This window comes from Pseudomonas sp. PDM26 (assembly GCF_019219185.1).
Lineage (GTDB): Bacteria > Pseudomonadota > Gammaproteobacteria > Pseudomonadales > Pseudomonadaceae > Aquipseudomonas.
Genome location: NZ_JAHUWC010000003.1, coordinates 1 through 13,714, shown reverse-complemented (window position 1 = coordinate 13,714; position 13,714 = coordinate 1). Strand labels below are relative to the sequence as shown.

General features: G+C 59.1%; 12 protein-coding genes and 1 pseudogene. 5 read left to right on the top strand and 8 right to left on the bottom strand.

Annotation, left to right across the window (positions count from 1 at the left end; all coding sequences use genetic code 11):
- The first annotated feature begins 285 nt into the window (after positions 1 to 285).
- Positions 286 to 1,962 (top strand): MFS transporter, encoded by a 1,677-nt coding sequence (locus KW849_RS07085; RefSeq protein ID WP_218428760.1) that lies wholly within the window; start codon positions 286 to 288, stop codon positions 1,960 to 1,962.
- Between the two features lie 128 nt (positions 1,963 to 2,090).
- Here the strand turns inward: KW849_RS07085 and KW849_RS07080 are convergent, their stop codons facing one another.
- The 3 genes from KW849_RS07080 to KW849_RS07070 are packed head-to-tail and all read right to left on the bottom strand — an operon-like array spanning position 2,091 to position 4,396.
- Positions 2,091 to 3,407 carry a sensor histidine kinase gene (locus KW849_RS07080; RefSeq protein WP_218428759.1) on the bottom strand — a complete coding sequence of 439 codons (1,317 nt, stop codon included), beginning with the start codon at positions 3,405 to 3,407 and terminating at the stop codon, positions 2,091 to 2,093.
- Positions 3,404 to 4,072, bottom strand: coding sequence for a response regulator transcription factor (locus KW849_RS07075; RefSeq protein ID WP_218428758.1), 669 nt, complete (start codon positions 4,070 to 4,072; stop codon positions 3,404 to 3,406). Before KW849_RS07075 ends, KW849_RS07080 begins: the two co-directional genes overlap by 4 nt.
- Before the next feature lie 3 nt (positions 4,073 to 4,075).
- On the bottom strand, positions 4,076 to 4,396 hold the full coding sequence (locus KW849_RS07070) for a PepSY domain-containing protein (RefSeq protein WP_218428757.1): 321 nt from the start codon (positions 4,394 to 4,396) through the stop codon (positions 4,076 to 4,078).
- Between the two features lie 367 nt (positions 4,397 to 4,763).
- Here KW849_RS07070 and queD point away from each other — a divergent pair, with 367 nt between their 5' ends.
- The 3 genes from queD (at position 4,764) to codA (ending at position 7,517) form a co-directional block, all read left to right on the top strand.
- Positions 4,764 to 5,120 (top strand): 6-carboxytetrahydropterin synthase QueD, encoded by a 357-nt coding sequence (gene queD, locus KW849_RS07065; RefSeq protein WP_008021670.1) that lies wholly within the window; start codon positions 4,764 to 4,766, stop codon positions 5,118 to 5,120.
- A 214-nt stretch (positions 5,121 to 5,334) separates the two neighbouring features.
- Complete coding sequence (locus tag KW849_RS07060; protein ID WP_218428756.1) at positions 5,335 to 6,165, top strand: alpha/beta fold hydrolase; 831 nt, start codon at positions 5,335 to 5,337, stop codon at positions 6,163 to 6,165.
- Positions 6,166 to 6,272: 107 nt separating this feature from the next.
- Positions 6,273 to 7,517, top strand: coding sequence for a cytosine deaminase (gene codA, locus KW849_RS07055; RefSeq protein WP_218428755.1), 1,245 nt, complete (start codon positions 6,273 to 6,275; stop codon positions 7,515 to 7,517).
- Between the two features lie 58 nt (positions 7,518 to 7,575).
- Here codA and KW849_RS07050 read toward each other — a convergent pair whose 3' ends face one another.
- Positions 7,576 to 8,568: a diaminopimelate epimerase gene (locus KW849_RS07050; protein WP_218428754.1), complete on the bottom strand. Its 993-nt coding sequence runs from the start codon at positions 8,566 to 8,568 to the stop codon at positions 7,576 to 7,578.
- Between the two features lie 166 nt (positions 8,569 to 8,734).
- Here KW849_RS07050 and KW849_RS07045 point away from each other — a divergent pair, with 166 nt between their 5' ends.
- On the top strand, positions 8,735 to 9,886 hold the full coding sequence (locus KW849_RS07045; RefSeq protein WP_218428753.1) for an MFS transporter: 1,152 nt from the start codon (positions 8,735 to 8,737) through the stop codon (positions 9,884 to 9,886).
- A 223-nt stretch (positions 9,887 to 10,109) separates the two neighbouring features.
- Here the strand turns inward: KW849_RS07045 and KW849_RS07040 are convergent.
- The 4 genes and pseudogenes from KW849_RS07040 to KW849_RS07025 all read right to left on the bottom strand — a co-directional run.
- Positions 10,110 to 10,241: pseudogene (locus tag KW849_RS07040) on the bottom strand (LuxR C-terminal-related transcriptional regulator); the annotation flags it as partial.
- 10 nt (positions 10,242 to 10,251) lie between these two features.
- Positions 10,252 to 11,361, bottom strand: coding sequence for a hypothetical protein (locus tag KW849_RS07035; protein WP_371319116.1), 1,110 nt, complete (start codon positions 11,359 to 11,361; stop codon positions 10,252 to 10,254).
- A gap of 189 nt (positions 11,362 to 11,550) precedes the next feature.
- On the bottom strand, positions 11,551 to 12,051 hold the full coding sequence (locus KW849_RS07030; RefSeq protein WP_218428751.1) for a hypothetical protein: 501 nt from the start codon (positions 12,049 to 12,051) through the stop codon (positions 11,551 to 11,553).
- Positions 12,052 to 12,055: 4 nt separating this feature from the next.
- Positions 12,056 to 13,714: hypothetical protein (locus tag KW849_RS07025; protein WP_218428750.1), on the bottom strand; the 1,659-nt coding region annotated here is incomplete at its 5' end.

Below are 13,714 nucleotides of genomic sequence, written 5' to 3'. Positions count from 1 at the left end.
GGCCCTAGAAGATGGGACTGCTGCGCAGTCCAACGGGGCGGTGCGGCGTTCCGACAAGCCCCCTCGCCACAGCCCGCTCCCACATTTTTTCTGTGCCCGGCCCAACAAAATGATGGCGAGTGGATATCTGCCGCAAGCGGATTATGCTTCAAGGAACCTTGCAGCATTTTGTGGCGTCAACCTCTATGCAAGACCCGTAATCCGATGACATCAGCCCCAGGGCCTGGGTAGGGTAAGTGTTGGTGGGAACTCCGGCCTACAACAAGAGCAAGACGGAGAATACTCATGGCAACAATCGACAGTACAGCCACGGGCAGCACGCCCAACCGCGGGCTCACCCGGGAAGAGCGCAAGGTCATCTTCGCCTCGTCCCTGGGCACCGTGTTCGAATGGTATGACTTCTACCTGTACGGCTCCCTCGCGGCGATCATCGCCAGGCACTTCTTTGCCGGCGTCAACGAGACGACTTCCTTCATCTTCGCCCTGCTCGCCTTCGCCGCCGGCTTCGCCGTCCGGCCCTTCGGCGCCATCGTGTTCGGCCGGCTGGGCGACATGATCGGGCGCAAACACACCTTCCTCATCACCATCGTGATCATGGGTATTTCCACGGCTGTGGTGGGTTTGCTGCCGGGCTATGCAACCATCGGCGTAGCCGCGCCGGTCATTCTGATCAGCCTGCGCCTGCTGCAAGGCCTGGCGCTGGGCGGTGAGTACGGCGGCGCAGCGACCTACGTGGCCGAACACGCACCCAAGGGCAAACGAGGCTACTTCACCTCCTGGATCCAGACGACCGCCACCCTCGGTCTGTTTCTTTCACTGCTGGTGATCCTCGCCTGCCGCACCGCCCTGGGCACCGAAGCCTTCGAAGCCTGGGGCTGGCGGATTCCATTCCTGCTGTCGATCCTGCTGTTGATCATCTCGGTGTACATCCGCCTGCAACTGAGCGAATCACCGGTGTTCATGAAAATGAAGGCTGAAGGCAAGTCCTCCAAGGCACCGTTGACCGAATCCTTCGCCCGTTGGGACAACCTCAAGATCGTGATCATGGCCCTGTTCGGTGGTACCGCAGGTCAAGCAGTGGTCTGGTACACCGGGCAGTTCTATGCGCTGTTTTTCCTGCTGCAGACGCTGAAGATCGACCCGCAAACCGCCAATTTTCTGATCGCCGGCTCACTGCTGATCGGTACGCCGTTCTTCATCATTTTCGGCAGCCTGTCCGACCGCATCGGGCGCAAAGGCATCATCATGGCTGGCTGCATCCTTGCGGCCGTGACCTATTTCCCGATCTTCCATGCGTTGACCCAGTACGGTAGCCCGGACGTGTTCATTGCACAGGAGAAGAACCCGGTCACGGTCATCGCCAATCCCGGCCAGTGTTCGTTCCAGTTCGACCCGGTGGGCAAGGCCAAATTCACCAGTTCCTGTGACCTGGCCAAGACCGTGCTGGCCAAAAAGGCCATCCCCTACAAGAACGTGGACGCTGAGCCGGGCGCTGTTGCGCAGGTGCGCATTGGCGAGAAAGTGATCGAGAGCTTCGAGGGCAGCAGCATGCCGGCCGCCGACTTCAAGGCCAGGAACGACGCCTTTACCGCCAGCCTCGTCACTGCCCTCAAGGACGCCGGCTACCCCGAGAAGGCCGACCCGGCCAAGACCAACTACCCGATGGTGCTACTGCTCCTGACCATCCTGGTGATCTACGTGACCATGGTCTACGGGCCGATTGCCGCCTGGCTGGTGGAACTGTTCCCGGCGCGCATCCGCTACACCTCGATGTCGCTGCCCTATCACATCGGCAATGGCTGGTTCGGTGGCTTCCTGCCGACGGTGGCGTTCGCCATGGTGGCGGCCACTGGGGATATCTACTACGGGCTGTGGTATCCGATCGTCATCGCGGTGATGACGGCTGTGCTGGGTATTTTCTTCATGCCGGAAACCAAGGATCGGGAGATTCATCACACATAAGCCAGACACAACACAAATCAATGTAGGAGTGAGCCTGCTCGCGATAGCGGTGTGTCAGCCAACATTTTCATCGACTGACACTCCGCCATCGCGAGCAGGCTCACTCCTACAGGTTTTGCGGTGTAGATTCAGATGCGCTTGGGCAACTCGATCAGCACTTTCAACCCGCCCCACTCGCTTTCCTGCAGCACTAACGTCCCGCCCCAGGTGTCAACGATATCGCGCACGATCCCCAGCCCCAAACCATGCCCCTGGGTTTGCTCGTCCAGCCGTGTCCCCCGACTGAACACCTGATCACGACGCTCTTCGGGAATGCCCGGCCCATCATCTTCCACACTCAGTTCAAACCCCTGCGCCCGCTCGACCACACTCAGCCGCACCTCGGCATCCGCCCATTTGCAGGCGTTGTCCAGCAGGTTGCCCAGCAGTTCCAGCAGGTCTTCACGATCCCAGGGCAATTGCAGGCCGGTCGGTGCGCGGTAGCTCAGCGCCAGGTGTTCGCCATGGATCATGTTCAGGGTTGCCAGCAATCCGGGGAGTTCAGCATCGCAATCAAACAGCGCGCCCGGCAGCGCATCGCCGGACAACCGCGCACGATTGAGTTCGCGATTGAGTCGTTGCTCGACCTGTTGCAGTTGTTCCTTGAGGGTCTTGCGCAGGTGCGGGTGCACCTCAAGCTGTTCGCTCGAGGCCAGGCTCAACAGCACCGCCAGCGGCGTTTTCAACGCGTGGCCGAGATTGCCCAGGGCATTGCGCGAGCGCTTGAGGCTGTCCTCGGTGTGGGCCAGCAAGTGGTTGATCTGCGCCACCAGCGGTTCCAGTTCCACCGGCACCCGATCGTCGAGTTGCGAGCGCTGGCCCTGTTGCAACTGCGCAATCTGCTCGCGCGCCTGCTCCAGCGGGCGCAAGGCGCGACGCACGGTGATCCGTTGCAGCAGCAGGATCAGCAGCAATCCGGTCAAACCGAGGCCCAACCCGAGCTGTTGCATAAGCCGGAAGCTTTCGCGTATTGGCGTGTAATCCTCGGCGACGCTGATGGAGATCGGCACCCCCGAACGTCGATAGTCCGAACGCAGCACCAGCAACTGCTGCCCTTCCGGCCCCAGTTGCAGGTTGCCATGCAGGCCGGTGTGATCGAGCACCGGCAGTTCCTGATCCCATAAGGAACGGGAACGCCAATGGCCGTCGGCGAGATCGATGCGGAAATAATGCCCGGAAAACGGCCGCTGATAGGCCGGCGACAGGCGTCGTTCATCCAGTTGCAAGCCCTGCGGTCCGCGCACCAGTGCCGCCAGCAGGTTCTCGCTGTCGTTGCGCAACCCGGCTTCGAGGTAGCGCTGCAAACTCATTTCGAACAACCACAGGCTGGTTTGCGCCAGTACCAGGCCAACGACCACCATCACGCTGATCAGGCCCAGGCTCAAGCGGCGCTGGATCGATCTCACCGGGCTTGCCCGCCGAACAGGTAACCCTGACCGCGACGGGTTTCAATCACACTTTTGCCGAGCTTGCGGCGCAAATGGTTGACGTGGACTTCCAGCACATTGGAATCGCGCTCGGTTTCACCGTCGTAGAGATGCTCGGCGAGGTGGCTTTTGGAGAGGATCCGCTCGGGGTGCAGCATGAAATAACGCAACAGGCGAAACTCCGCGGCGGTCAGCTGAATGTCCGCACCGTCGCGGACAACGCACTGCCGACCTTCGTCCAGGTGCAACCCGGCGGCCTGGAGCGTTGGCTGGTTGACCTGGCCATGAGAGCGGCGCAGCAACGCCTGGATGCGCAAAAACAGCTCTTCGGGATGAAACGGTTTGGTCAGGTAATCATCGGCGCCGGTCTTCAGGCCTTCGATGCGCTCGGCCCAGGAACCACGGGCGGTCAGGATCAGCACCGGCGTGGCCAGCCCTGTCGCGCGCCATTGCGCCAGCACCTCTAGCCCCGGCACGCCTGGCAAACCGAGGTCGAGGATGATCAGGTCATAAGGTTCGGTACTGCCCTGAAGCACCGCGTCGCGACCATCGGCCAGCCAGTCCACCGCATAACCCTGGCGGTCAAGACCGGCCAGCAGTTCGTCGGCCAGGGGCACATGGTCTTCCACCAGCAGCAAACGCATGGATCAGTCTTCCTTGTCTTTGAGTAAACGGCCGGTGGTGGCGTCGATGCCCAGTTCGCGGACAACACCTTCAGGGGTCAGCAGTTCGACTTCATAAATGTAGACGTCGTGTTTTTCTTCGAGCTCGGCTTCCAGCAGTTTCGCGCCGGGGTAGCGATCCATCGCCTGCTGCAACAGTTGCTCCAGCGGCAGGATCACGCCCTGTTGACGCAGGCGCAGGGCTTCATCCTGATCCAGATCGCGGGCCATCACTGCCGAGCAAAATGCCAGAAGCACCAGCGCCATCCGGCTGCCGGTGCATCGCTTGAATAGAAACACCTTCATTACCAATCCTGATGATTCTTGAGAACCTGCCCACTGACAGCGTCTAATTCCAGATCCCGGTCGGTGCCAGTGGTGTGAGCTTCTCGAAAGCCACTATGGTATCAGCGTCGCGCTACCTCAGCGTTGCGTCGGGGTCCAGGCGAGCCACCTTAACCCGCTGAACTTAATTGAAGCTGAATGGCCATCATTGCCAACCTCACAATTCCCCTTCCCTGTCCCTCAAGGCCGATCCGCGCACCTATGCGCACATCCGCGCCAACGGTCGCCTCGGCGAGCGCTTGCTGACCCTTTAGTCAGGACAAACTGGTAAACTCGCCACCTGCCCGAATCGCTGCGGCGAACGCCACCTGAACAGAGCTGAAAAACTGTGGAAATCTTCAAAGAATTTACCTTCGAATCCGCCCACCGCCTGCCCCACGTACCGGACGGCCACAAATGCGGCCGCCTGCACGGTCACTCGTTCAAAGTGGCAATCCACCTGAGCGGCGACCTCGATCCGCACACTGGCTGGATCCGCGACTTCTCGGAAATCAAGGAGATCTTCAAGCCGCTGTACGAGCGCCTGGACCACAACTACCTGAACGACATTCCTGGCCTGGAAAACCCGACCAGTGAAGTGCTGGCCAAGTTTATCTGGCAGGAATTGAAGCCATTGCTGCCGGAGCTTAGTGCGATTCGGATTCACGAGACTTGCACCAGCGGTTGCATCTATCGCGGGGAATAAAGACACCGCCCCCTGTAGGAGCGAGCTTGCTCGCGATGGACGCCAGAGCACCGCGGACCGCCAGATACCACGCGTTATCGTTGACGTTCTTCGTCGGAACGCCGCCCGGAGCAAGCTCGCTCCTACAGTTTGTCAGGGAAATAAAGAACAGCCTTCATCGGCTGTTTTTTTATGCCTATGCTTTTGCCTCTTCCCCTGCCAAGAGGACAAACCCATGACTGACTGGCCGCTGGATCAGGTCTTCGACTTCAACGGACATAAAGTGCGCTACGCCGTGCGCGGCGACGGCCCGCCGCTGGTTTTCGTGCATGGCACGCCCTTTTCTTCTTACGTGTGGCACCGGATCGCGCCGTATTTCACGGCCACTCACCGCGTCTATTACTTCGATCTGCTGGGCTATGGGCAGTCGGCGCAACCCGACGCCGATGTCTCGCTCGGCGTGCAAAACCAGCTGTTGGCGCAATTGCTGGAACATTGGGGCCTGGATCGCCCCGACGTGGTGGCCCACGACTTCGGCGGCGCCACCGCCCTGCGCACGCATCTGCTCAACGGCAAGGATTACCGCAGCCTGACGCTGATCGACCCGGTGGCGCTGACGCCCTGGGGTTCGCCGTTCGTGCAGCATGTGCGTCAGCATGAAGCGGCCTTCAGCGGACTGCCCGATTACATCCAGCGCGCCATCGTGCCGACCTATATTCGCGGGGCCATCCAGCGCGAAATCCCCGACGCCGAACTCGCCCCCTATCTGCAGCCATGGCTGGGAGAGCCTGGGCAAGCGGCGTTCTATCGGCAGATCGCGCAGATGGACGAGCGTTATACCCGTGAAGCTGAGGGGCTGTACCCGACGATACGCTGCCCGGTGCAGATTCTCTGGGGCGAAGACGATCAGTGGATTCCCATCGAACGCGGGCGTGCGCTGCACCGGATGATTCCAGGGTCGCAGTTTTATCCGATACCCAACGCCGGTCATCTGGTTCAGGAAGACGCGCCCGAAGCCATAGTCGCGGCGCTGCTGCGGTTTTTGCCTCGGCAACAATCTTCCTGAACCAATCCCACATTTGGACTGCGCTGATCAATGTCACTGGCAAGAGTTGCCGACACCGAGCTAACGTAGAGGTATTGCCTACACGATTCGCCAAAAGGACTCGCCCGATGCACATCATCAACGCCCGTCTGCGCAACCAGGAAGGCCTGCATGAGTTGTACCTGAAAAACGGCCTGATCAGCAGCATCACCCGCCAGATCGAAGCCCCGACCCTGGGCCCCGACGATCTGGACGCCGGCGGCAATCTGGTGGTGCCGCCCTTTGTCGAGCCGCACATCCACCTCGACGCGACCCTGACCGCCGGTGATCCGCGCTGGAACATGAGCGGCACGCTGTTCGAAGGCATCGAGTGCTGGGGCGAGCGCAAGGCGACCATCACCCTGGAGGACACCAAGGCCCGGGCCAGGAAAACCATCCAGACCCTCGCCGCCCATGGCATCCAGCATGTGCGCACTCACGTCGACGTCACCGACCCGCAACTGACCGCGCTCAAGGCGATGCTCGAGGTGCGCGAGGAAAGCCGGCATCTGGTCGATATGCAAATCGTCGCGTTCCCCCAGGAAGGCATCGAGTCCTACCGCAATGGTCGTGAGTTGATGGAGGAGGCCATCCGCATGGGTGCGGACGTGGTGGGCGGCATTCCGCATTTCGAATACACCCGCGACCAGGGCGTCAGCTCGGTGAAGTTCCTGATGGACCTGGCCGAACGCAGCGGTTGCCTGGTGGACGTGCATTGCGACGAAACCGACGATCCGCATTCGCGCTTTCTCGAAGTGCTCGCCGAAGAGGCCCGCAGCCGCGACATGGGTTCGCGGGTGACGGCCAGCCACACCACGGCCATGGGCTCCTACGACAACGCCTACTGCGCCAAACTGTTTCGCCTGCTCGGGCATTCGGGGATCAGCTTTGTCTCCTGCCCCACTGAGAGCATCCACCTGCAAGGGCGCTTCGACAGTTTCCCGAAACGCCGGGGCGTGACCCGGGTCAACGAGTTGCTGGAGGCGGGCATGAACGTATGCTTCGGCCAGGACTCGATCGTCGACCCTTGGTACCCGCTGGGCAATGGCAATATTCTGCGGGTGCTGGAAGCCGGGCTGCACATCTGCCACATGCTCGGTTATCGCAACCTGCAGAGTGCGCTGGACCTGGTGACGGACAATAGCGCCAAAGCCATGAACCTTGGCGATCGCTATGGCCTGGAACGTGGGCGGCGGGCGAATCTGCTGATTCTGTCGGCAGAGAGTGATTACGAGGTGATCCGCAGCCAGGGGTTGCCGTTGTACTCGATACGCGATGGCAAGGTGTTGATGAAGCGGACGATGCCGGTGGTGGAGTTTGCTGGTCTGAGCTGAAATTTGCGTTGACCGGATTGGCCCCATCGCGAGCCTGCTCGCGATGGCTATTTCGAAGTCAATCCACCATTCGAGCCGTACCAAACAGACTGACCCGACTCAATTCCCCCATCTCCTCTTCCAGCAAGATCGGCGCCGTGCCACCCGGCATCGTCACCTTCACCTCTCCGGCGCTGACCCAACCCACCCGCCACGCCGCACAGGCCACCGCGCTGGCGCTGGTCCCCGACGACGCCGTCGGCCCCTCGCCCCGCTCGAACACCCGCGCAGCGACGTGTCCTTCGGACAAGCGCATGGCCCATTGCAGATTGATTCCCGCCGGACAAGGTTTGCCTGCACCGACCGGCATGGCGTAGGCAATCCGCGTCAGCCCCTCACCCAGCGCTGGCTCACGCATCTGCTCGTTACTCGGCAGATCCTCGGCACTTTCCACCAGCGTCACGCAATGGGGATTGCCGACCCGCGCGAACTGACTGCGCGACCATGCGCTATTGAGTGCCGACAATGGATCAACGTGGCTGAGTTCACGACCGTTGAACATCGCCGTTGCAACCCCGTGAGCACTGACCGCCGCCGGCCCGAATCCCGGCTGCCCCAGATCGAGCCAGAAACCCTTCACGCCATCGACCTCTGCGGCTTTCACTGAAGTCTGCCCCGGCGAAGGCGTATCAGCCTTGTCATGGTGAACCCTGAGCAGACAGGCTTCGTTCTGCGGCAACAGCCCTTGATCGCTGAGGGCCTGGGAAAAAATCGTCAGTCCGTTGCCACTGCGCTCGGCCAGGGTACCGTCGGTGTTGACGATCAACAGATCAAAGGGTGGCGACGACTGAAACGGTCCGACCAGCAAACCGTCGCTGCGATGATCCTTGCTGCCGGACGGTCGAGTGCCTGGTGCCCAGCTGCAGCAAGCCTCGATTGCGGCCACCGCCCAGGCTTCGAGGGTTTTCGTTGCTTGGCTGGCCTGATCGGGCAGGTCGATGCCCTGGCGGCGCAGTTCTTCGGGCGCTACCACGATGTAAATATTGCCCCGTGCATCGTACCGCTGCGCCATGGCGCCCTCCGCGTGTCATTGGAATGGCTCAACATATCGCGAAAAACAGCGGCACTGTGCAAGGATGTCGCCCTGTTTGACCGTAAAACTTTCCAGGCACTGATCGAACCCTCACCGGTCGATCACTGTCCGTTGAGGACGTGACGTTTTTTTGCCATGGATTGATATGACCAGCCTCAACAGTCAAACCACCTTCGTTCCCGGCCGCCAGGAACAAATGTCCACGCGCATCGCCTTTTTCATCGCCGGTTTCGGCATCGCCGCATGGGCACCGCTGGTGCCCTATGCCAAGTCCCGGGCCGGGCTGGATGAGGGCACCCTGGGATTGTTGCTGCTGTGCCTGGGGGTGGGTTCGATCCTGGCGATGCCATTGGCCGGGATCCTGGCCACGCGTTTCGGCTGCCGGCGGGTGACGACCGGCGGCACCCTGCTGATCTGTGCCGCCCTGCCGCTGCTGGCGACGGTGTCATCGATTCCGGCCTTGATCGCGGCGCTGTTCATGTTCGGCGCGGGCCTGGGCACGGTGGATTCGACGGTCAACCTGCAAGCCGTGATCGTCGAGCGCGCCAGCGGCAAAAACATGATGTCGGGTTTCCATGGCCTGTTCAGCCTGGGTGGGATTGTCGGTGCGGCGGGTGTCAGCGGATTGCTTGGCCTGGGGATTTCCCCGCTGGGGGCCACGCTGGTGGTGATCGTGATGTTGCTGATCGCGCTGGCCAAGGCCGTGCCGCACCTGTTGCCCTACGGCAGCGAGAGTTCGGGGCCGGCGTTTGCGGTACCCCATGGCATCGTCCTGTTCATCGGGGGCATGTGCTTCATCGTATTCCTCGCCGAAGGCGCGGCGCTGGACTGGAGCGCGGTATTTTTGGCGCAGGAACGCGGTATAGACACGGCGTATGCGGGGCTCGGGTATGCGGCGTTTGCCCTGACCATGACAGCCGGGCGTTTGACCGGTGACAAAATCGTACGGCGGTTGGGCGCGACACGGGTGATGGTGTTCGGCGGGCTGATGGCTGCCGCAGGCTTGTTCCTGGCGACGTTCGCATCGAGCTGGGAGGCGGCGCTGGTGGGTTATGCGCTGCTGGGGGCCGGTTGCTCGAACATTGTGCCGGTGCTGTACACCGCGGTTGGCAAGCAGACGGTCATGCCCGAAAGCATCGCCGTACCGGCCATTACCACCCTGGGTTATGCGGGCATCCTGGCAGGCCCCGCCGTCATCGGCTTCATCGCCCATGGCAGCAGCTTGAGTTTTGCCTTTGCCTTGATGGCGGTGTTGCTGGTGGCGGTGGCGATTGGCGGGAAAGTGTTGAAAGTCTGAAAAGCTTCGCTGGCAAGCCAGCTCCTACAGGGATCACACGGAACCTGTGGGAGCGGCGGTGCGGCGATCCGACTTGCCCGCGAAGAGGGAGTATCAGCCAACATCAATGGGCCCGACACACCGCTATCGCAGCGGCAGCTCCTACATGGGTCCGGTACAACCGTCATTTTGCGGGTGTACGCAAAACCCGTAGGAGCTGCCGAAGGCTGCGATCTTTTGACTTTCAATGCCTGCGCAACCACTCGATAAACAGTGCAAACAACTCCGACTGCGATCCCACTTCCAGTTTCAGGTACCGGTTTTTGCGGTGCATGCGCACGCTTTCCGGCGAGATGTTCATCTGGCTGGCGGTAGAACTCACTCACCTATTTCAAAAGTGGTGATGCCGGAATCAACACCGTGCCCCACAGACCCGCCGCAGCCGCGCCACCACTGTAAATGAACTGCGACCCGGCACCGCGCCGAATCGCCTGCGTCCCGGCAGCGACGGCCAACCAAGGCGAAGCGCAACCTGGATGCCCCAGCATTGCATCAAGGTCGCACATTCGCGGCCTATTCACTGACATGGGGACGTCAGACAGCACGCCTGCAATCGCGGCCTTTCCCCGCGCATCAATACCCGCTCGCCAAACCTGCTCGACTGATCTCGATTCAAGCGGCACCCACTCAAGCGCCTGGCGCGTAGCGTAAAGCAGATCATCAGAGGCGGGCTTGCGCGCCTGCTCCGGCCGGTGCAGAAAGGCGATCGGCGATAACGTGGTCTGCGTCAGGCGGTTGCCAAACAACAACCCGACCGCAACTTCCGCCGTGCCTTCCGGCTGCTGCGGCGCAAACTGCACGGCCAACACCAATAGCAACGCCCGATCGCCAATTCGCTGGTCGAGCCACTGGTCCAGTGCAGTCAGCCCGCGGCCATCGACGGGGGTTGCAGGCTGGCGAATGCCCGATTCGCGCCATGCCTGTTGCCACACTCGGCGCCATTGCTTCTCCGGCAAACCGGTATCGACATCCAGCAACAGGGCCAATGGTTGATCGGCAGGCAACTGCGCCAAAGTGGGTGCCAGGTCGGCGAGCGTCTGCGCCCATATACTCAGCACTATTGCTTCCGGATTTTCATCTGCGTCGCAAGATAAACAACTATGGCGAAGTATTGCTCCATCCATCCTGGACGCTTGTGACTTCAGCGCCGTCGTCCCACTCAGCAGAGCGTCCAGCTGTATTTCCGGATCATCCGCAGGTTCTTCAAGAGCAGTCTGCACGCTCACGCCCAACACCTGTTGCGAGCGACGCCCCTGACGCATCTTCCGGTTCAGGTCTTCTTCGCGAGCGTCATCCCAGCCATCAGCGGCACCCTGTTCACCGGTGTACAACAGCACTCGCCCGAATCCCAGCACGCACCAAGCCAGGATTGGAATGCCCAAGGCCAAGCTCCAGAAATCCGAAGGCTGCTGGGGTAAGGTTTCGTCGCCGAACAACAGCGTCCCTCCTACGCCCAGCAAACAACACAGCAACAACAGGCCCATCCAAAGCAAAAATCGAGGTGGTTGAGGACGTACGGCAGGAGGAGGCATTTTATCCAGTCTAATTGGCATGATTAGATTACCCTCGCTTCAAATTAGAATGTATCTCGTCTAAATGACATGACGCGCCCGAATTGCGCACCATCAATCTTCTATAAAGAAACTTTCGTAACCCGCTCTCCGCACCTCCGAATCATCATTGAGGCACTTTATGGAATCAATGACTTCCTCATCACGCTTGACTATTATTTCGCTGAAACCTTCGAAACCCTCCTCCGCCACTGGAGCATCTCGTTCATGAATGGTGTACAAAAATCCATTATTTGAAAATTTAATTTCAACATCAATTCCACCCGGCAGCGGCTGAGTCTCCATAATGAAATTTCGGCCGGGGGGTATCGGCTTTTCTGGAAAAACAAATTCGATCATGTTTTTACCTATATCAAAAACTCGGTATTGAGCAAACCCTGTTGAGTTGCTAAGGCTTTTAGATGCACAGACGCCTGCAATTTTATGCTCTGCCTTGCAGAAGAAGATGGTTTGCTCATCTGACGAACATATATCATTTTTCTTGGTAATAACTGATTCCGCAGCAGCAATGGTCGTAGAAACAAACAAAAATAAAAATACTAAAAAATTTCCCATTCCCTCATATCCCCATAATCTTTTTTATACTGTTCAGATTTTCTTTTCGCTCATGCAGGCCATTGTATCCACCGTTAATTATCAGCGTTGTCTTTTTTATATCGTCTTCATCCGCAGCCAAATTAAAATTAGTCATTGAACAATACACAAATGCCGACTCCACTCCATATTGCAGATCATCAATTATGAGGTCGGGATTCCCTACAAAATCTTTCAAGTCACTTGGGTTTGCGGCGTTGTGAATTCTAGTGTAGCGCTCGTAATTAAAGCGCCCGGTAAGTTGAATAATTCCTCTGCCACGGTATTTATATCCGTCCTGCGTTTCTTCTCGTCCATTACCCATTCGATCGGCATACACATAGCTAAGTAAGTTAATCGCATTGTTAGCGTAGGTATTTTCATGACTCCAAAGTTTGCTCCGAAGCCGCCCCAAATCGCAGTCATCCTCTCCGGTATTGTAATTTTTTTGACCTCCTTTACATCCAAATATTTCGCGCATTCTCCTAGGGCTAAAGTTACCGTTTTCGCCTTTTACTTTGAATCTGCTTTCATGGCCAACTTGCGCAAGAAAATGTGCAATACGCAATGAAGTATCGATTTTATATGTAGGAGCATACATATTTAGATAAGGCAAAATTTCCTGGTGATAATTGGAGGCCCCATGCGGATCTGCTGCTCTCAGCATCTCCATGGTGATTACTTCACGCTTTTCCAAAAACAAACCTACTAACCCAATCGGATGAAAGTGATACGCACTCCCCCACGAAGGCAACCCCACCTTTTCCGCGACGTCCCGCCACCACCCCATCTGCGCAATCCGTTGCTTCTCCGCCAGCCAATTCAAGTGCGGTGTCGAGCCGCTATGGCCGAGCAACTCATCCAGTGCGTCCCATATCTTCGGCTGCTGAAACCACTCGCTTTCCTTGTACAGGATCATCTGCGAAATCGCCTGCGCATGAGCCGGTCGCTCAAGGGCCGCTAGCAATTCAGTGACCGTTAGCGTGCCGTCGGGTTTGCGACCGATGATTTCGTACAACCGCCTTTTCATCGGGCCCTTGTCGTCTTTTTCGGCAATGGCACGATAGCGCTCGCGTTCCTCGTCGCTGAAACGGCCGATGGTGCTGAGAAAAGAGGCCAGCAAATGCTTGGGTCTGCTGTAGTCGATGATGACGCCATAGCCTTCCCAGGCCCACGGACTGACCCAAGACGTGACGCCTGGCTCTTCACACACCCAGCCATCGAGAAGGTTGTTGTCGGCATCGTGAAGCAAATGTTTCAGGTGATACCAGGTGCGCGCGTTGCGTGTGGGGCTCGCGGGCACCTGGATTTTTTGAGCCGCCGGCAGGTCATCGAGCATCTTCCTGGGGACCAGCAAATCGGCAGCACTGCGCGGGCTGGAGTCACTCGACGCCTGCAATAGCGCAGCCGTGGTAATTCCGTCAGGAGCCACTACGGGCGTGCCCAAGGGGAATTTCAACCAGCGTCTGTCTTTCTCCGGCAGGCGTTTGGCCCACTCCCGACTGGCGTCGATGAATACCTCGACGTCATCGCCGCTGAAGGTTTCCAGGTGCAGCTTCTCATCCGGTTGATTCACGCCGCCGTCCTGATACAGGCCAAGGTGGCCGATCAAGTCACCCGCCTTGATTGCGACAGGCTGCTCGAG